The sequence below is a fragment of the Cellulophaga sp. HaHaR_3_176 genome, from assembly GCF_019021925.1.
In the GTDB taxonomy this organism is placed as follows: Bacteria; Bacteroidota; Bacteroidia; order Flavobacteriales; family Flavobacteriaceae; genus Cellulophaga.
This window is the reverse complement of record NZ_CP058990.1, coordinates 2,466,312-2,484,219: the sequence shown is the minus strand read 5'-3', so window position 1 is coordinate 2,484,219 and position 17,908 is coordinate 2,466,312. Positions and strand designations below refer to the sequence as shown.

The 17,908-nt window shown below is 31.1% G+C and carries 19 protein-coding genes; 15 read left to right on the top strand and 4 right to left on the bottom strand.

What is annotated here, in order from left to right:
• Positions 1–48: 48 nt before the first annotated feature.
• From H0I23_RS10965 to H0I23_RS10950, 4 genes are read right to left on the bottom strand one after another with little or no spacing between them, the layout of a single operon-like run.
• Entirely contained in the window at positions 49–2,064 is a 2,016-nt protein-coding gene (locus tag H0I23_RS10965) for a M3 family metallopeptidase (protein WP_216783345.1), read from the bottom strand.
• 53 nt (positions 2,065–2,117) lie between these two features.
• The gene (gene purE, locus H0I23_RS10960) at positions 2,118–2,606 is read right to left on the bottom strand and encodes a 5-(carboxyamino)imidazole ribonucleotide mutase (RefSeq protein WP_216783344.1); all 489 of its coding nucleotides are present in this window, start codon (positions 2,604–2,606) and stop codon (positions 2,118–2,120) included.
• A 5-nt stretch (positions 2,607–2,611) separates the two neighbouring features.
• Complete coding sequence (locus tag H0I23_RS10955; RefSeq protein ID WP_216783343.1) at positions 2,612–3,532, bottom strand: hypothetical protein; 921 nt, start codon at positions 3,530–3,532, stop codon at positions 2,612–2,614.
• Positions 3,533–3,558: 26 nt separating this feature from the next.
• The gene (locus H0I23_RS10950) at positions 3,559–4,731 is read right to left on the bottom strand and encodes a 5-(carboxyamino)imidazole ribonucleotide synthase (protein WP_216783342.1); all 1,173 of its coding nucleotides are present in this window, start codon (positions 4,729–4,731) and stop codon (positions 3,559–3,561) included.
• Positions 4,732–4,847: 116 nt separating this feature from the next.
• Between H0I23_RS10950 and H0I23_RS10945 the strand changes: the two genes are divergently transcribed.
• The 15 genes from H0I23_RS10945 (at position 4,848) to H0I23_RS10875 (ending at position 17,893) form a co-directional block, all read left to right on the top strand.
• Positions 4,848–5,957, top strand: a complete 1,110-nt coding sequence (locus H0I23_RS10945; RefSeq protein WP_216783341.1) for an adenylate kinase — start codon at positions 4,848–4,850, stop codon at positions 5,955–5,957.
• A 46-nt stretch (positions 5,958–6,003) separates the two neighbouring features.
• Positions 6,004–7,005, top strand: a complete 1,002-nt coding sequence (gene obgE, locus H0I23_RS10940; RefSeq protein ID WP_216783340.1) for a GTPase ObgE — start codon at positions 6,004–6,006, stop codon at positions 7,003–7,005.
• A 59-nt stretch (positions 7,006–7,064) separates the two neighbouring features.
• Complete coding sequence (locus H0I23_RS10935; RefSeq protein WP_216783339.1) at positions 7,065–7,595, top strand: DUF4136 domain-containing protein; 531 nt, start codon at positions 7,065–7,067, stop codon at positions 7,593–7,595.
• A gap of 141 nt (positions 7,596–7,736) precedes the next feature.
• Positions 7,737–8,108, top strand: a complete 372-nt coding sequence (locus H0I23_RS10930; RefSeq protein ID WP_216783338.1) for a hypothetical protein — start codon at positions 7,737–7,739, stop codon at positions 8,106–8,108.
• 157 nt (positions 8,109–8,265) lie between these two features.
• Positions 8,266–10,587: a S9 family peptidase gene (locus tag H0I23_RS10925; RefSeq protein ID WP_216783337.1), complete on the top strand. Its 2,322-nt coding sequence runs from the start codon at positions 8,266–8,268 to the stop codon at positions 10,585–10,587.
• A gap of 210 nt (positions 10,588–10,797) precedes the next feature.
• The gene (locus H0I23_RS10920) at positions 10,798–11,187 is read left to right on the top strand and encodes an ankyrin repeat domain-containing protein (protein WP_216783336.1); all 390 of its coding nucleotides are present in this window, start codon (positions 10,798–10,800) and stop codon (positions 11,185–11,187) included.
• Between the two features lie 216 nt (positions 11,188–11,403).
• Entirely contained in the window at positions 11,404–11,793 is a 390-nt protein-coding gene (locus tag H0I23_RS10915) for an ankyrin repeat domain-containing protein (RefSeq protein WP_216783335.1), read from the top strand.
• Between the two features lie 216 nt (positions 11,794–12,009).
• Positions 12,010–12,399: an ankyrin repeat domain-containing protein gene (locus H0I23_RS10910; protein WP_216783335.1), complete on the top strand. Its 390-nt coding sequence runs from the start codon at positions 12,010–12,012 to the stop codon at positions 12,397–12,399.
• Between the two features lie 216 nt (positions 12,400–12,615).
• Entirely contained in the window at positions 12,616–13,008 is a 393-nt protein-coding gene (locus H0I23_RS10905) for an ankyrin repeat domain-containing protein (RefSeq protein WP_216783334.1), read from the top strand.
• Positions 13,009–13,040: 32 nt separating this feature from the next.
• On the top strand, positions 13,041–13,241 hold the full coding sequence (locus H0I23_RS10900; RefSeq protein ID WP_216783333.1) for a hypothetical protein: 201 nt from the start codon (positions 13,041–13,043) through the stop codon (positions 13,239–13,241).
• 31 nt (positions 13,242–13,272) lie between these two features.
• Positions 13,273–13,629, top strand: coding sequence for a hypothetical protein (locus H0I23_RS10895; RefSeq protein ID WP_216783332.1), 357 nt, complete (start codon positions 13,273–13,275; stop codon positions 13,627–13,629).
• 257 nt (positions 13,630–13,886) lie between these two features.
• Entirely contained in the window at positions 13,887–14,969 is a 1,083-nt protein-coding gene (locus tag H0I23_RS10890; RefSeq protein ID WP_216783331.1) for a sensor histidine kinase, read from the top strand.
• The gene (locus tag H0I23_RS10885) at positions 14,924–16,021 is read left to right on the top strand and encodes a sensor histidine kinase (protein WP_254073591.1); all 1,098 of its coding nucleotides are present in this window, start codon (positions 14,924–14,926) and stop codon (positions 16,019–16,021) included. Before H0I23_RS10890 ends, H0I23_RS10885 begins: the two co-directional genes overlap by 46 nt.
• Positions 16,018–16,749, top strand: a complete 732-nt coding sequence (locus tag H0I23_RS10880; protein WP_216783330.1) for a LytTR family DNA-binding domain-containing protein — start codon at positions 16,018–16,020, stop codon at positions 16,747–16,749. The genes H0I23_RS10885 and H0I23_RS10880 overlap by 4 nt, the downstream gene beginning before the upstream one ends.
• Positions 16,750–16,759: 10 nt before the next feature.
• On the top strand, positions 16,760–17,893 hold the full coding sequence (locus H0I23_RS10875) for a DinB family protein (protein ID WP_216783329.1): 1,134 nt from the start codon (positions 16,760–16,762) through the stop codon (positions 17,891–17,893).
• The last annotated feature ends 15 nt before the right edge of the window (positions 17,894–17,908 follow it).

Here is a 17,908-nt window from a genome sequence, read left to right as displayed (position 1 = left end):
ACCGTACAATTACGGTTATTTCTGTTTTATGTGTACTAAGTTAAAAAATTATAATAGACCTGCACGTTCTAATAAAGGTTCGATTTTAGGTTCAGAACCTCTGAATTTTTTATATAATTCCATTGGGTTTTCAGTACCACCTTTTGAGAGTACATGGTCTTTAAATTTTGCAGCTACTTCTTTATTGAAAATACCTTTTTCTTTAAAGTACGCAAATGCATCAGCATCTAAAACTTCTGCCCATTTATAGCTGTAATAGCCAGATGAGTAACCACCTTGAAAAATATGTGAAAATGAGGTGCTCATACAAGTTTCAGGTGTATCAGGGTATAAGTTGGTACCTTCAAAAGCTTTTTCTTCTTGCTCTTTTACATTTGTAATGTTAGATGGGTCTGCGCCATGCCAAGACATGTCTAACAAACCAAAACTTAATTGGCGTAGGGTTTGCATGCCTTCTTGAAAAGTAGCAGAGTTTTTAATTTTTTGTACCAATTCCATCGGTATCAATTCGCCAGTTTCATAATGGGTAGCAAAAAGTTCCAAAGCCTCTTTTTCGTAACACCAGTTTTCTAACACCTGACTTGGTAATTCTACAAAATCCCAATAAACAGAAGTGCCCGATAAACCAGGGTAAATTGTATCTGCTAGCATACCGTGCAATCCGTGTCCGAATTCATGAAATAAAGTAGTAACCTCATTAAAAGTAAGTAAAGAAGGTTTGCTGGCTGTAGGTTTAGTAAAATTACATACGTTTGATACGTGAGGGCGTACGTTTACACCATTTTCTACATATTGCGATTTATACGAAGTCATCCATGCGCCACCACGTTTGCCTGCTCTAGGGTGAAAATCGGCATAGAATAAAGAAACTAATGCCTTGTTATCATCATAAATACGGTATGTTTTTACATCATCATGGTACGTATCTATATCAAAAACCTCTTCGAACTGTAAACCGAATAATTTTTCAGCAACTTTAAAAACACCTGCAATTACATTTTCTAGTTTAAAATAAGGCTTTAGCTTTTCATCATCTAAATCAAAAAGTTTTTGCTTTAGCTTTTCAGAATAAAATGAACTGTCCCATTTTTCTAATTGATCGATTCCGTCTAATTTTTTTGCAAAATCTTCTAACTGTCTAAATTCTTTTTGAGCAGCAGGTTTTGCTTTCTCTAACAATTCATTTAAAAAGTCATGTACTTTTTCAGGCGTTTCAGCCATACGTTCTTCTAAAACAAAATGTGCATGAGTAGCATAGCCTAAAAGGTTAGCACGCTCATGGCGTAAATTTGCAATTTGCAGTACATTTTCTTGATTATCTAAGGCATCATTATTAAAACCTTTGCTACCAAAAGCAATAGATAACTCTTTACGAAGTGCTCTGTTGGTAGCATATTTCATAAACGGAATATAGCTAGGGTAGTCTAATGTAATTAACCAACCTTCTAACTCTTTAGCTTTTGCCAATTGTGCAGCAGCTTCTTTTTCACCATCAGGCAAACCATCTAAATCGGCTTCGTTTGTTAAATGCAGTTGATATTTATTAGTTTCAGCTAATACATTTTCGCCAAACTTTAGTTTCAGTTTAGAAAGTGCAGCATCAATTTCTCTAAGGCGTATTTTTTTGTTTTCAGTAAGGTTGGCACCATTGCGGCTAAAACCTTTATATTTTTTATCTAAAAGTGTATGTTCTTCAGTACTTAAATCTAAATCATTTTTTTGATCATAAACGGCTTTTACTCTTTTAAATAAATCTTCATTTAATGTAATATCGTTACCGAACTCAGATAATAGTGGAGAAATTTCTTGTGCTATTTTCTGAATTTCTTCATTAGTTTCGGCAGAATTTAAATTAAAAAACACACTTGAAATTCTATCTAAATGTTGGCCAGCATAATCTAATGCAGAAATTGTATTTTTAAAAGTAGGAGCCTCTATACTAGTTGCTATAGCATCAATTTCTGCTCTAGCATCTGCAATTGCTTTTGTAAAAGCAGGCATAAAATGCTCGTTTTTAATGGTAGAAAAAGGTGCTGTATCGAAAGAAGTTAAAAGTGGATTCATTTGTAACGTATTGAAAAAATTAAATAGTATTTAAAACAACTGATGTGTAGCTATTATTTTTTATTGATAGATTTTGCACCTTCAATAACTTTAGCCTTTAAGCCTTCTTTATAAAGTATTATTTTATCTAAAACACACTTATCAGAAGCACCAATAATTTGAGCAGCCAAGATACCTGCATTTTTAGCTCCGTTTAAGGCAACGGTAGCTACAGGAACACCACCAGGCATTTGTAGAATAGAAAGAACAGAATCCCAACCATCAATGGAGTTGCTACTTTTTACAGGTACACCAATTACTGGTAATGGCGACATTGAAGCTACCATACCTGGTAAATGTGCTGCGCCACCTGCACCAGCAATAACTACTGAGTAACCATTAAGATGTGCATTTTTACTAAAATCAAATAATTTTTCAGGAGTACGGTGTGCAGATACAATATCTACATCAACCTCAATATCAAAACCTTTTAAAATATCTATGGCTTCTTGCATTACAGGCATGTCGCTTGTGCTACCCATTACTACGGCTACTTTACTCATGTTGTTTATTTTTTTGTGGTGATTTTATAGTTGTCATACCCCATCTCTAATAAGATTTGATTTTCAAAATTATCAATTTCTGTAATAGGGTAGGCAGACTTAAATTTTGTGATTTTATCGTTTAGTTTAAACTCGTAATAGTACAATTTATTAGACGATACACCCATTACAAAATGGTTGCTGCCTTCTAAATTATAAGCTAACGTAATTTCGTCTTCTAGTTTTAAATGTTTAGCACCAAAATAGTCGGTTTCATCTAAATTGGTATTTGCTAAAGTACAATCTTTCATGTTGTACTTTTTCGATTTAAGAAATGATCCTTTAAAAAGTAACCAATCGTTTATATAAATTTCTTTTGATGGGTATTTTAAAATCAATTCGTAAGAGCCATACAATTCAATAGCACAATCTAAACTATCTACAAATTTTGTTTGAATGGTTTTGTTTCTTACTTCGTTTATAAATTTATTAGTGCTAGCTTCATCTAGCTTTTTTCGTGCAATTTCAGAAGCATAAGTTTCTTTTAAATTTTTATCTGAAAGATGTGCCAGCGAGACAATTTCAATTTGTTTTTTATTAAAATTGGGGGCTTCGTATTTAAAAGCAGTTTTTAAATCGTTATCAAAACCGAAAATTGTACCGCTGTTATCGATAACAAGTTTAAGATGATCAATAGATAAGCTTATTATTTTTTCTTTTTTCTTTTTATCATAGATATCTATTTCTTTTTCAGGAGCAGAGTTATCTGTTTTAAAGAATACATATTCGGCAGTATCTGCGGAGTAATTAGGCTTGTTACCTAGGTTTTCAATATTAAAGTCTTTTTTTAAAGCTTCTTCAAAAAACAACATTTCAGGGTGTTTGTCTTTTTCTGTTTTGCAAGAAAAAATAGTGATTAGCAATAAAATGATGATGCTATACTTCATATAAAAATTTAAAATCGAATGCGTTATTACTTGCTAATAACTTTAATGGTTTCTTTTACTTGCTGTGCAATGCTACGAGCAACTGAAATATCTTTATTTACAATAGTTACGTGTCCCATTTTACGAAACGGTCTGGTTTGTTTTTTGCCGTATATATGCGGTGTAACACCTTCTAATTTTAAAATATTTTCCATATTCTCATACACAACATCACCTGTATAGCCTTCGGCACCTACAAGATTTACCATAATACCTGCAACTTTACTTTCGGTACTGCCTAATGGAAGGTTTAGAATGGCTCTGATGTGTTGCTCAAACTGGTTGGTGTAACTCGCCTCTATACTATAATGGCCGCTATTGTGAGGTCTTGGTGCCACTTCGTTAATTATAATTTGGTCATCTTCAGTTTGAAACATCTCGACCGCTAAAATACCGATGTGGTTCATTTTTTTTGATACTTGAAGCGCAATTTCTGTTGCTTTTTGCGCTACTTTGGCATCAATTCGCGCAGGGCAAATAACATATTCTACTTGGTTTGCTTCAGGATGAAACTCCATTTCAACAACAGGGTAAGTAACTACATCGCCATTAGGGTTGCGTACAACAATAACAGCCAATTCGTTTTTAAAAGGTATCATTTCTTCAGCAATACATTCACCATTAGGTAAACCCTCTAAATCTGCAATTGTACGTACCACTTTTACACCTTGGCCATCATAACCAAATTGTGCCGCTTTCCAAACAAAAGGGAATTGTAGGCCTCCGTTTTCAATACTGTCTTTAATTTCGCTGGTATAAGCAAAACGGTTAAAAGGGGCCGTAGGAATATTATGATCAACATAAAACAATTTTTGCCTTGCTTTATTCTGTATTGTTCTTAATGTTTTTGTCGGAGGGTATACTTTTAAACCTTCGGTTTCTAACTTTTCTAAAGCATCAAGGTTTACATTTTCTATTTCAATCGTTAAAACATCAACCTTTTTTCCGAAATTATAAACATCATCAAAATTCATTAAATCACCAATGATAAATTCATCGCAAGCAATTTTACTAGGGGCATCATTAGCTTTTTCTAATACTTTAGTATGTATATCAAACTTGCGAGTTTCATATAAAAGCATTTTTCCTAATTGTCCGCCGCCTAATATTCCGAGTTTAAAATCTGAAGAAAAGTAATTTTTTGTGTTTTGATTGGACATAATTGTTACAGAATTCTATGTTGATTACAAAAATACACCGAATTCTTAAAACCAGCCATGTTAGAAGTAAAAAGAGAAATCAAAACGCTATATTTGTCAACTCAAAAAAAAATACCGTGATAAAGCTACACGATAAGCATTTTAGACCATTCCTTAGCCAAGAAGAAGTTAAGGTAGCTGTACAGAAAGTTGCAGATGCTATTGCAGCAGACTATAAGGATGAAACACCAATATTTATTGGCGTTTTAAATGGTTCATTTATGTTTGTTTCTGACTTACTGAAAGCTTACGAACACCCTTGTGAGGTTTCATTTGTGAAATTAAGCTCGTATAGTGGGTTAACATCAACAGGTATTGTTGAAACTTTATTAGAGGTTCCTTCCGAATCAATAAAAGGAAGAAGCGTAATTATTATTGAAGATATTATTGATACTGGGCGAACTTTGAAAGAACTGGTGCATTTGTTTTCAAAAACCAATGTACGAGAATTTAAAATTGCGACATTATTTCATAAGCCTTCAGTTTATAATGGAGAATACAATATAGATTATGTGGGAATGGAAATACCAGACAAATTTATTGTAGGGTATGGCCTTGATTATAATGAGCTAGGAAGAAATTTAAAAGAAGTATATCAACTAAACCAAAATACTATGATCAATCTTGTGATTTTCGGAAAACCAGGTGCTGGCAAGGGCACGCAGGCAGAGTTTTTAAAGTCAGAATATAATCTGAAACATATTTCTACAGGTGATGTTTTTCGATACAATATAAAAAATGGGACTGAACTAGGTATTTTAGCAAAATCTTACATTGATAAAGGAGATTTAGTACCAGATGAGGTTACTATAAAAATGTTGGAAGATGAGGTTGAAAAGAATGCAGATGCAAGTGGGTTTATATTTGATGGTTTTCCAAGAACTACCGCACAAGCAGAAGCATTAGATGCTTTTTTAGATTCTAAAGATATGCAAGTAAATGCAACAGTTGCTTTAGAAGCTAACGATGAAATTTTAATACAACGATTACTAGAAAGAGGTAAAGTAAGCGGAAGATCAGATGATCAAGACGAAGCTAAAATCCGTAATCGTTTTGAAGAATATAACGAGAAAACAGCGCCATTAAAATCATATTACGAAGGGAAAAATAAATTCTATAGCGTAAATGGTATTGGTGAAATTGCAGAAATTACAAATCGCTTAAAAGCGGTTATTGACAAGCTTTAATATTTAAAGCTGAAATACCAATAGAACACAACACATTTAGATAGCAATGACGGAGGGAAATTTTGTAGATTACGTAAAAGTAAATTTGGAATCTGGTAACGGAGGAAAAGGTTCTGTGCATTTGCACCGTGAAAAGTTTATTACTAAAGGTGGTCCTGATGGTGGTGATGGTGGTCGTGGAGGTCATATTATAGTTCGTGGTAGTAAAGATTTATGGACACTGTTAACTTTTAAATTCAAGCGTAGCTTTAGAGCAGGGCATGGAGCACATGGTGCAAAAAGTAGAAGTACAGGGTCTGATGGTGAAGATGTGTATTTAGATGTGCCATTAGGTACTGTAATTAAAGATGCAGATACCGAAGAAGTAATTATGGAAATTACGGAAGCGGGAGAAGAGAAAGTTCTTTTGCCAGGTGGTTTAGGTGGTCGAGGAAACTGGCACTTTAAAACATCAACTAATCAAACACCAAGATATGCTCAGCCTGGAATACCAGGAGGAGAGTTAGCCGTAATTTTAGAGCTTAAGCTATTGGCAGATGTTGGTTTGGTTGGTTTCCCTAATGCAGGTAAATCTACTTTACTGTCAGTTTTAACGACAGCAAGACCTAAAATAGCAGATTACGAGTTTACGACGCTGAAGCCTAATTTAGGAATTGTAAAGTATCGTGAGTTTCAGAGTTTTGTTATGGCTGATATTCCTGGAATTATAGAAGGAGCAGCAGAAGGTAAAGGGTTAGGATATTATTTTTTAAGACATATAGAGCGTAACTCAACGCTATTATTTTTGGTACCTGCAGATAGTAAAGATATTAAAAAAGAATACGAAATTCTTTTAGATGAATTACGTAGGTATAACCCAGAAATGTTAGACAAAGAACGTTTAGTAGTTATTTCTAAAAGTGACATGTTAGATGATGAGCTTAAAGAAGAAATGGCTAAAGAGCTTGATGTAGAGTTTGAAGGAACGCCGTATCATTTTATTTCTTCTGTTGTGCAAACCGGACTTATTGAGCTAAAAGATAAACTTTGGAGAATGTTAAACGATTAATTTGTTAATTGTTTGATGTAAGGGTGCTTTTTGCTTATTTTTAAATTAAATATTTACAAATGAAAAAGATAGGTTTCTTTTTAGTAGTTCTATTATTCGTTTCTTGCGCTGCAGTTAACGTAAATTATGACTATGATAAAGAAACAGACTTTTCTAGTTATTCTACTTATAATTATTATCCAAATATGGAAACCGGATTAAGCGGTTTAGATACAAAAAGAATTTTAGTACTTGTTGATTCTACAATGCAAGCAAAGGGTATTAAATTATCTGAAGAGCCTGATTTTTTTATTAATATAGAAAGCGCATCTTACAAAGCGCCACAAAATAATAATGTTGGTGTTGGTCTTGGTGGTTCAGGGCGTAATCTTGGTGGAGGAATATCTATAGGTTTACCTTTAGGTAATGCTAAACAAGAAAGAGAAATTCAATTTGATCTTGTTGATAGTCAAAAAGAATTTTTATTTTGGGAAGCAACAGGGGTAAGTAGCTTTAATGAAAAAAGTTCTCCAGAAGCAAGAGAGAAAAACTTACAAGCTATTGTAAGTAAAGTTTTTGAAAAATATCCTCCGAATAAACTAAGACATTAACGTTCAAACCTTAGTGTTAACACAACTTTAAGTTTTTTATTTAATTTATTTTTTAGTTTTGTAATCCAAATTTGCGTTTTGAACGTAAATATTACCAACCTCCCCGATAAAACAAAAAATTATAATTTAAGTTGTCTTTTCTTGAAGACGACACAGGCTATTTCAATGAAAAAACGAGCAGAGTTCTATATAGAAGATAATAAAATTGAAGTTTTTAATTCCTTAATGGGCAAAGAACGGGTTTTATTAAATGGAGCTAAAGTTTCTGAGAAATTTGGGCTATTACGTTCGGAACATTATTTTACTTTTGGAGGTAACAATTATGATGTTCGTTTTGAAAGAAATTTAGTATTCCCCAATTTTAAATCTTTTAAAATTCATAAAAATAGTATGCCATTAAATATAGAAAACTATATGGCAAAAAGCTCTAGAAATTTACTGATTTTAATTATAATTTTAGGACTCTGGTTAGGCTTTATTATAGGTATGCAATTATATAAGGTAATTTGGTAATAGGTTTAAAGTGTTTGCTAATAAGCATTTAAAACATTTACATTATTTAAGTTTCCGTTCAGTCACTAAATTTTACCGCTAGTCATATATTGATATGTAAACCAGTAGTGTCGTTGTAGTTTTACACTAGAAATAAATACCCTTAAAACTATATATTATGAAAAAAAACAACCACAAAATTAGATTTATTTTTTTTGTGCTATTCACGGTCACAACTTTGAGTGCACAATTTGCAAATGCCCAAGATGTATCAGGATCTTGGAAAGGAACACTTACTGTTCAGGGAAATGACATGCCGCTAATTTTTAATATTACGGAAACTGATGGAGAATTAACTACTACCATGGATAGTCCGGCACAGGGTGCAACAGGTATCCCAATGGATGAAACTACTTTAGTGGATAAGGAATTGACAATTGTTTTTAAACAAGCAGGTATAAAATATGTAGGTGCTATTGAAAATGATAAAATTTCTGGTACTTTTTACCAAGGAGAAATGGAATTTCCTTTAGTTTTGGAAAAAACAGTTATAATGATTCCTGGAAATACAGCATTACCTAGTTCTGATGAAGCATTGAAAGCAATGGCAAGTGCAGATAGAGGTGATTTTAAATACTCCGTTTCGGATTATTTTGCAAAGCCTAACGCTTCTTCATTTAATTATTCTCCAAATGGTAAATACATATCATACATGGAGAAAGATAAAAATGGAAAACGCCATGTGTATGTAAAAGAAATAGCTACAGAAAATGTTACGAGAGCTATTGAAGAGAAAGACGAATTAATTCGTCGATATGGTTGGGTAAACAACAATCGCCTTGTATATTTAATGGATAAAGGTGGTGATGAAAACTATCATATATATGCTGCAGATTTAGATGGTTCTAATCAGAAAGATTTAACGCCTTTTGAAAAAGTACAAGCCGATTTTTTAAAGCTATTAAAGGAAGATAAAGATCATATTATTATCTCTTTAAATAAGAATAATCCTCAAATTTTTGATCCGTATAAGTTGAATGTAGTAACAGGAAAATTAGAGCAATTATATACAAATGAAGATGTTACAAACCCAATTATGGGTTATAATTTTGATGAAGATGGAAAATTAAAAGCGTTTACTAAATTACGTGATGGTGTAGATCAAGATTTATATTATGCTAATAATGATGGCGTTTTTGAAGTGGTAAAAAGTCTAAGTTGGAAAGATGCTTTTACTATTTTAAGCTTTAATTATGCTACAGAGAACCCAAATGACGCTTATGTAGTTTCTAATTTGAATAGTGATAAATCTGAAATCATATTATATGATTTTAAATTGAACAAAGAGCTGAAAAAAGTTTTTTCGAATAAAGATTATGATGTATCAAACTTAGCATTATCTAGAAAGCGTAATTACGAATTAGACTATTTTCAGTATGAAGGAGAAAAGTCTGTTATTGTGCCTGTAAGTGCTTATTATAAAAAATTACATCAAAAATTTGAAAAAGAATTTGCAGGAAAGCAATTTGGAATTACGGATGCTACCGATGATGAAAATAACTATTTATTAGTTGTAAGTAGCGATAAATTATATGGAGTTTATTATTCATATGATGTGAAGAAAGACGAATTTAAATTGGTATATAACCTAATGCCTCAACTAAAGGAAGAAGATATGGCCGAAATGCGACCAATTACCTTTAAAAGTAGAGATGGCTTAACTATTCATGGATACATAACCTTACCTAAAGCAGCAATAAATGGGGAAAAAGTTCCTGTAATTGTAAATCCACATGGTGGACCACAAGGGATAAGAGATTCTTGGGGATTTGGTCCAGAAGCACAACTTTTTGCAAGTAGAGGTTATGCTACATTGCAAGTAAATTTTAGAATTTCTGGCGGTTACGGAAAAGAATTTTTAGAATCTGGATTCAAGCAAATTGGTAGAAAAGCAATGGACGATGTGGAAGATGGTTTACAGTATGTTATAGAACAAGGTTGGGTAGATAAAGATAAAGCAGCAATTTATGGTGGAAGTCACGGTGGCTATGCTGTTTTAAGAGGCTTGACAAAAACACCAGATTTATATGCTTGTGGTGTAGATTATGTAGGAGTATCTAACATATTTACGTTTATGAATACAATGCCTCCTTATTGGAAACCATATGTAAAGATTATAAAAGAGGTTTGGTATGATGAGGATGTTCCTGAGGAAAAAGTGATTATGGAAGAAGTATCACCGGTATTTCATATTGATAAAATTAAAAAACCACTTTTTGTAGTTCAAGGTGCTAATGACCCACGTGTAAATATTGACGAGTCTGATCAAATTGTAAGTGCTCTTAGAGAAAAAGGAGTTGATGTACCATACATGGTAAAATACGATGAAGGACACGGTTTTTCTAAGGAAGAAAATATAATTGAGTTGTATGAAGCAATGTTAGGTTTTTATGCAAAGCATTTAGGTAATAAATCTGAAGTGATGCTTTTAAGAGATTAAAACATATTTTAAGATTCAGAAAAGTAGGGAGCCAATTGGCTCCCTTTTTTGTTTTTTAATTTTTACGAAGTATGTAAAAAAGTATTTAAATATGATTTTCCGTTCAGTGATTAAATTTTACCGTTGGTCATAAAAGAAGTTTAATTACTTGATAATCAATGTAAATTTACAATAAGAAACAAAATAACAATAATTTTAAAACTTTATATTATGAAAAAATCAATCATCGCTTTCGGACTTATTATTGGAATGACATTAACAACTGCAGCAAATGCAAACAACAACAATTCAGATTTAAAATCAAAGAAAATAGTTACAACATCAATTAAAGATGTAGCACCATTAAGTATTGCGGTTGCACGGAATAATGTAGCAATTGTAAAGAAGTTTATAGCTTTTGGCGCAGATGTAGAAGTTAAGACCAAAGTAAACGGTATGACGCCTTTAATGTATGCTGCACGTTATAATAATGTAGAGCTGATAAACATACTTATAGCAAATGGCGCAGACGAAGAAGTAAAATCTAAAATAGGATATACAGCTTTACAATATGCTGAATTATCTGGAGCTAAAGAAGCTGTAAAACTTTTAAGAAAGTAATAAAATATAATCATCATCAATCAATAAAAAAAGCGAGCCAATGGGGTCGCTTTTTTGTTTTTTAATTTTTACGAAGTATGTAAAACAGTATTTAAATATGATTTTCCGTTCAGTGATTAAATTTTACCGTTGGTCATAAAAGAAGTTTAATTACTTGATAATCAATGTAAATTTACAATAAGAAACAAAATAACAATAATTTTAAAACTTTATATTATGAAAAAATCAATCATCGCTTTCGGACTTATTATTGGAATGACATTGACAACTGCAGCAAATGCAAACAACAACAATTCAGATTTAAAATCAAAGAAAATAGTTGCAACATCAATTAAAGATGTAGCACCATTAAGTATTGCGGTTGCACAGAATAATGTAGCAATTGTAAGGAAGTTTATAGCTTTTGGCGCAGACGTAGAAGTTAAGACCAAAGTAAACGGTATGACGCCTTTAATGTATGCTGCACGTTATAATAATGTAGAGCTGATAAACATACTTATAGCAAATGGCGCAGACGAAGAAGTAAAATCTAAAATAGGATATACAGCTTTACAATATGCTGAATTATCTGGAGCTAAAGAAGCTGTAAAACTTTTAAGAAAGTAATAAAATATAATCATCATCAATCAATAAAAAAAGCGAGCCAATGGGTTCGCTTTTTTGTTTTTTAATTTTTACGAAGTATGTAAAAAAGTATTTAAATATGATTTTCCGTTCAGTGATTAAATTTTACCGTTGGTCATAAAAGAAGTTTAATTACTTGATAATCAATGTAAATTTACAATAAGAAACAAAATAACAATAATTTTAAAACTTTATATTATGAAAAAATCAATCATCGCTTTCGGACTTATTATTGGAATGACATTGACAACTGCAGCAAATGCAAACAACAACAATTCAGATTTAAAATCAAAGAAAATAGTTGCAACATCAATTAAAGATGTAGCACCATTAAGTATTGCGGTTGCACAGAATAATGTAGCAATTGTAAGGAAGTTTATAGCTTTTGGCGCAGATGTAGAAGTTAAGACCAAAGTAAACGGTATGACGCCTTTAATGTATGCTGCACGTTATAATAATGTAGAGCTGATAAACATACTTATAGCAAATGGCGCAGACGAAGAAGTAAAATCTAAAATAGGATATACAGCTTTACAATATGCTGAATTATCTGGAGCTAAAGAAGCTGTAAAACTTTTGAGAAAGTAATAAAATATAATCATCATCAATCAATAAAAAAAGCGAGCCAATGGGTTCGCTTTTTTGTTTTTTAATTTTTACGAAGTATGTAAAAAAGTATTTAAATATGATTTTCCGTTCAGTGATTAAATTTTACCGTTGGTCATAAAAGAAGTTTAATTACTTGATAATCAATGTAAATTTACAATAAGAAACAAAATAACAATAATTTTAAAACTTTATATTATGAAAAAATCAATCATCGCTTTCGGACTTATTATTGGAATGACATTGACAACTGCAGCAAATGCAAACAACAACAATTCAGATTTAAAATCAAAGAAAATAGTTGCAACATCAATTAAAGATGTAGCACCATTAAGTATTGCGGTTGCACAGAATAATGTAGCAATTGTAAGGAAGTTTATAGCTTTTGGCGCAGATGTAGAAGTTAAGACCAAAGTAAACGGTATGACGCCTTTAATGTATGCTGCACGTTATAATAATGTAGAGCTGATAAACATACTTATAGCAAATGGCGCAGACGAAGAAGTAAAATCTAAAATAGGATATACAGCTTTACAGTATGCTGAATTATCTGGAGCTAAAGAAGCTGTAAAAGTTTTGAGAAACATATAAGTATACTTTTTCTTATTTAATTATTATAATACATGAATTCAATAGTACAGGTAAATAATATGAGAAAATACACGATTATAAAAAGAAGTAATTGCTGGTCTAGTGAAACTTTACGTTTAGAAGTGGAACAGTTCATAAATGAAAAAAATGCTGAAGGGTACGAAATCGTTACGGTATCATTTGGTACAAATTTATGGTACGTGCCTACAGCATATGTTACGCTTTGTAAATGAGTAATAGAAAACAACTAAACTTTAAAAAGCTATGAAATATATAAACTATAAAATAGAAAACACGTGCATTGAAGTTTACAATTCAATTTTTGGAAAAGAGACTATAATTGTTGGAGGTGAAAAGGTTTCCAGTAAGTATTCGGTTTTCGGGACAGTTCACAATATTGAAATCGAAAATGAGGATTATAAAGTTATATCTGGGGTTGATTTATCTGCAATGAATGGATATTCATTCACATTTTATAAATCAGGTAAAGTTCAAGTTTTAAGTAATCTAATTTCAAAAAAAGAAAAAAGCATTCTTGTCAAAAGAAAAATTATCTTCTTAATAGTTGCTGTTTCAATTGGCTTGAAAGCTGGTATATATCTATCGGAGATAACACATTAATTTTTAGAGTACGTAAAATGAATTATATATTACCGTTCACATATTCAATTTTACCGTTCGCCATAAATACATTTTAAAAAAGGCCATCAAAAAGTATTTTTATATAACAAATTATTCAACCAGCTTAAATTCGACCAATATGATATCTTTAGTGAAAATTTTAATAGAGGCAATTATTAGTGTTATATTACTTTAAAAATAAATATATAGCTACCTATTAATTGGGGCATTACACTTTAAAATTAGATAATCTATTAATGCAAAAAATAATAAGCAAAAACCTTTTCTGGGTCTTACAATTTATAGGCTGGGGTTTCTTATCCATGTTTATTGGTTATGTTGGCGGTACCGATGATAGTCTTGTTGAGGTTTTAATAATTGAGCTGGCCATCATGTTTATTGGAATACTATCTACATCTGCATTAAGGTGGGTACTCAATAAAATAGCTCCATTAGAAAAGTTTAATATATATTCAGCTTTAAAAGTTTTAGCGGCTATTGCAATTGTTGTTTCGATTATTCCAATGCTGTCTTATTATTTTGGGTATTTTACAGCTTCAATAGTTCGTTATTTTATAGGTGATATTGATGCTTTTAAAAATAGTTCACCATCAAAAAGTGGTTATGGCAAGTATGTTTTTTATTTTATTCTTATTGGAGGGTGGACTGTATTCTTTTATATCATTAAATTATTAAAAAAATCTTTAAAATTGAGAATTGATCGTTTGCAATTAAAAGATCAAGTAAAACAAGCACAATTAAATACACTTAAAGGTCATATTAACCCACAATTTATATTTACATCTTTAAATAATATTAAAGGGTTAATGTTAGAAGATGTGACTAAATCGCGAGCAATGTTGACAACCTTATCAGAAATGTTGAGATATTCTTTAACAAAGAATAATATAAACTCAGTTAAACTAGAAGATGATTTAGAGATAGCGGAGAACTATATTTTAATATTAAATATAGAAGGTAAAAATAGATTTACAGTTACTTATGATATTGCAAAAGAAACAGAGCAATTGAATATACCGCCAATGTTACTTACTAATTTAATAGAATTAGCAACACGTTTTGGAGTGTTGAATTTAAAGCAAGATGGGACAATAAAATTACAAACGGAGTTAAGAGAAAATGGTCTAAAAATCAGTATAATCCATAATGGAAAAGCAGAAATTAGTAAGCCCCGCCAAGTTCTAGAAACTACAATAAAGCAAAGATTAAAATTGTTATTTGGAGTAAATGAGTTTGTTTATATGAGTAATTTTGAAATTGATAAAAATACAATTTGGGTGCTTTTACCATTAAATTCATTAAAAACGGAGGTGGAATAAATATGGATTTAAATAAAAATAGAGAGTTATTATTTTGGCTGCTTCAGATTGTAGGCTTTAGTATGATGAATTCTATCTTATTCATGCTCCCAAATTTAACAATTACTTTCAAATTTTTTTCTTTTATAACAGCATCAGCACTGGGTATTATAGTAACTAGTATTTATAGGTTATATTTAAAAAAAGAATTTAATATTGATGCTATTAATTATAAGAGTATATATAAACTTTTTATAGCCTTAATTATTTGTTCTTTAGCTTATTTTGTAGTAGGCTTAGCTTCAGATGAATTGTATGATGTTTTTTTCCATAAAACAGAAGAAGAAATCAATTTAATAAAAGAAAATGGATCTTTTATAGTTGCAAGTATAACTAGTTTTTTTACAGTTTTTGGGTGGTCAGTAATTTATTTTTCGATAAAATTTATTAGTAACTCAAATAAAAATAGATTAGAAACATTAGAGTTAAATTCTATTTTAAAAGAAGCACAATTAAATACTTTGAAAGGGCAAATAAACCCACATTTTATGTTCAATAGCCTTAATAATATTAGAGGTTTAATGTTAGAAGATGTAACTAAATCTAGAGAGATGATTACTAAGCTTTCAGAAATGTTACAGTTTGCATTATCTAAAAATACAGTTGATGCGATTGCTTTAAGTGAAGAAATTGAAATGGTCGATAATTATATAGCGTTGGCAAAAATTCAGATGGAGGATAGGCTTACATATATCAAAAAGATTGATTCAGAATCAGAAACCATAAAAATTCCTCCAATGGTAGTCCAATTGCTTGTAGAAAATGCTGCAAAACATGGAATATCAAAATTAAAACAAGGTGGTAGTATTAAATTAATAACAAAAGTTGAAGAAAAAGAATTGAATATTACAGTATCTAATACAGGTAGTTTGAGTATTGATAAAGAGTCAACTAAATTAGGACTAAAAAATATAGAGCAGCGGTTGTATTTATTGTACGGTAAAAATGCATTATTTACTTTAGAGGAAATAAGCGGAGAGGTTGTTGCTTGTATTAAAATTCCCATAGCATGAATAAAATAAAAACAGTTATTGTTGAAGATTCTCGTTTAGCTAGAAACGAAATTAAAGAATTGCTAAAGCAGCACCCAGAACTTGATTTAGTGGGAGAAGCTGAGAACGTTGATGAAGGTTATGAACTTATAAATAAAACAAAACCAGATTTATTATTGTTAGATATAAACATGCCCGAAAAGGATGGTTTTGAGTTGTTAGAAATGCTTGATGAAGTACCAATAACTGTTTTTACAACTGCTTTCGATGAGTATGCTATAAAATCATTCGAGTATAATGCCTTAGATTATTTATTAAAACCAATAAATGATAAACGGTTTAGTCAAGCCATTGAAAAAGTTAAAACAAAGCTAGAAAGTAAGCCAGAAGAAACTATAATTTCAATAGAAAGATTAGTAGATAGTAGTCAAATTTTTATTAAAGATGGCGAAAAATGTTGGTTGGTTAAAATAGGAGATATTTCACTAATTGAAATTGTTGGGAATTATTCTCGTGTGTATTTTCAAGATCAAAAACCTATGCTGTATAAGTCATTAAATCAGGTCGAAGAAAAGTTGCCTGAAGCAAATTTCTTTAGAGTAAACAGGCAACAAATAATTAACATGAATCATATTTTAAATGTTATTCCATGGTTTAGTGGTAAGCTAAAACTTAAGATGGATAATGGTGAAGAGGTAGAGGTTTCAAGGCGACAATCGTACATTTTCAAAGACAGAATGAGTCTATAAATTTATTATTATGATATATAAGTATGTAATAGCTTTAGTTACGCTTTTTAGTTTTTCTGTAAATGCGCAAAATGTTAAAGAAGTTTCAGGAGATTGGACTTCATTTAGTCAGTTTTTAGAAATTTCATCAAATAAACAAAAGAAATTTAAAGTCGTAGCTCATGTAAAAGTAGATACGGGCGACGATAATGCTTGGGCAGGTGTTTGGGCTCGTGTAGATGATGAGGGAGGAGAACAGGGCTTTTTTGATAATATGGGAGATAGACCTATAAAGTCTAATGTCTGGAAGTCATATACAGTAGAAGGATTAATTAACGAAAACTCAGAGACATTAAATTTTGGAGGTGTTTGTGTTAGTAATGGTAAATTCTACTTTGATAAATTTGAGCTGTATATAGAAGATGATAATGGCGTCTTGCAGCAAATTAAAATCAATAATTCAAGTTTTGAAAATGTTGTAAGCTATAGTGGTATTCCTAAATGGAGTCAAGGGGTATCAAAAGAGAATATAGTGAAAATAAAAGAATACGAAATTAGTTCTAGTACAGATGCAGCCCATGGTAAAAAGTCATTGCTGTATGTAGGTGCTGGTATTGAACCTCCAGTTCCTGAAACTATTGGTGGAGTAGAAGGAGCATCTCCTCAAATCGGAGCAATGATTTCAATGTTAGAGGATTTAAAAAATAGAGTAGAGTATACAGTTAAGGATATGTCTATTTATGAATTAGATCATTTACATGATGAAAAAGCAAACAGAATAGGAGCTTTAATAATGCATTTAGCTGCAGCTGAAAAATATTATCAAGTATTTACATTCGAAGGAAGAGATTTTAATGAAGAGGAAAAGAAAATTTGGGGTAAGGCATTGATTTTAAGTACAGCATCACAAGAAAAGTATAAGGGACATGATGCGCAATATTACCTTGATATTTACAATGAGGTGCGAGAAAAAACAATTGAAGAGCTTAAAAAGCGTGATGATAAATGGTTTGAAGAAGTTCAGCCAAGTTACGGTTGGACAAACCATTACTGTTGGTTTCATGTTATGGAACACCAATCTAGCCATTTAGGGCAAATATTGTTTTTAGCAAAGCGAATTCCTCCAAAACCAGAGATTAATTTAACACCAATAATTAAGAATTGAAAGTATAGATTTTTT

Bases quoted from the DNA above. Each gene is read 5' to 3' on its own strand.
- H0I23_RS10915 (WP_216783335.1), top strand. From the start codon at position 11,404: ATGAAAAAATCAATCATCGCTTTCGGACTTATTATTGGAATGACATTG.
- H0I23_RS10950 (WP_216783342.1), bottom strand. From the start codon at position 4,731: ATGTCCAATCAAAACACAAAAAATTACTTTTCTTCAGATTTTAAACTC.
- H0I23_RS10880 (WP_216783330.1), top strand. From the start codon at position 16,018: ATGAATAAAATAAAAACAGTTATTGTTGAAGATTCTCGTTTAGCTAGA.
- H0I23_RS10875 (WP_216783329.1), top strand. From the start codon at position 16,760: ATGATATATAAGTATGTAATAGCTTTAGTTACGCTTTTTAGTTTTTCT.
- H0I23_RS10905 (WP_216783334.1), top strand. From the start codon at position 12,616: ATGAAAAAATCAATCATCGCTTTCGGACTTATTATTGGAATGACATTG.
- H0I23_RS10890 (WP_216783331.1), top strand. From the start codon at position 13,887: ATGCAAAAAATAATAAGCAAAAACCTTTTCTGGGTCTTACAATTTATA.
- H0I23_RS10895 (WP_216783332.1), top strand. From the start codon at position 13,273: ATGAAATATATAAACTATAAAATAGAAAACACGTGCATTGAAGTTTAC.
- obgE (WP_216783340.1), top strand. From the start codon at position 6,004: ATGACGGAGGGAAATTTTGTAGATTACGTAAAAGTAAATTTGGAATCT.
- H0I23_RS10955 (WP_216783343.1), bottom strand. From the start codon at position 3,532: ATGAAGTATAGCATCATCATTTTATTGCTAATCACTATTTTTTCTTGC.
- H0I23_RS10920 (WP_216783336.1), top strand. From the start codon at position 10,798: ATGAAAAAATCAATCATCGCTTTCGGACTTATTATTGGAATGACATTA.
- H0I23_RS10910 (WP_216783335.1), top strand. From the start codon at position 12,010: ATGAAAAAATCAATCATCGCTTTCGGACTTATTATTGGAATGACATTG.
- purE (WP_216783344.1), bottom strand. From the start codon at position 2,606: ATGAGTAAAGTAGCCGTAGTAATGGGTAGCACAAGCGACATGCCTGTA.
- H0I23_RS10935 (WP_216783339.1), top strand. From the start codon at position 7,065: ATGAAAAAGATAGGTTTCTTTTTAGTAGTTCTATTATTCGTTTCTTGC.
- H0I23_RS10900 (WP_216783333.1), top strand. From the start codon at position 13,041: ATGAATTCAATAGTACAGGTAAATAATATGAGAAAATACACGATTATA.
- H0I23_RS10925 (WP_216783337.1), top strand. From the start codon at position 8,266: ATGAAAAAAAACAACCACAAAATTAGATTTATTTTTTTTGTGCTATTC.
- H0I23_RS10965 (WP_216783345.1), bottom strand. From the start codon at position 2,064: ATGAATCCACTTTTAACTTCTTTCGATACAGCACCTTTTTCTACCATT.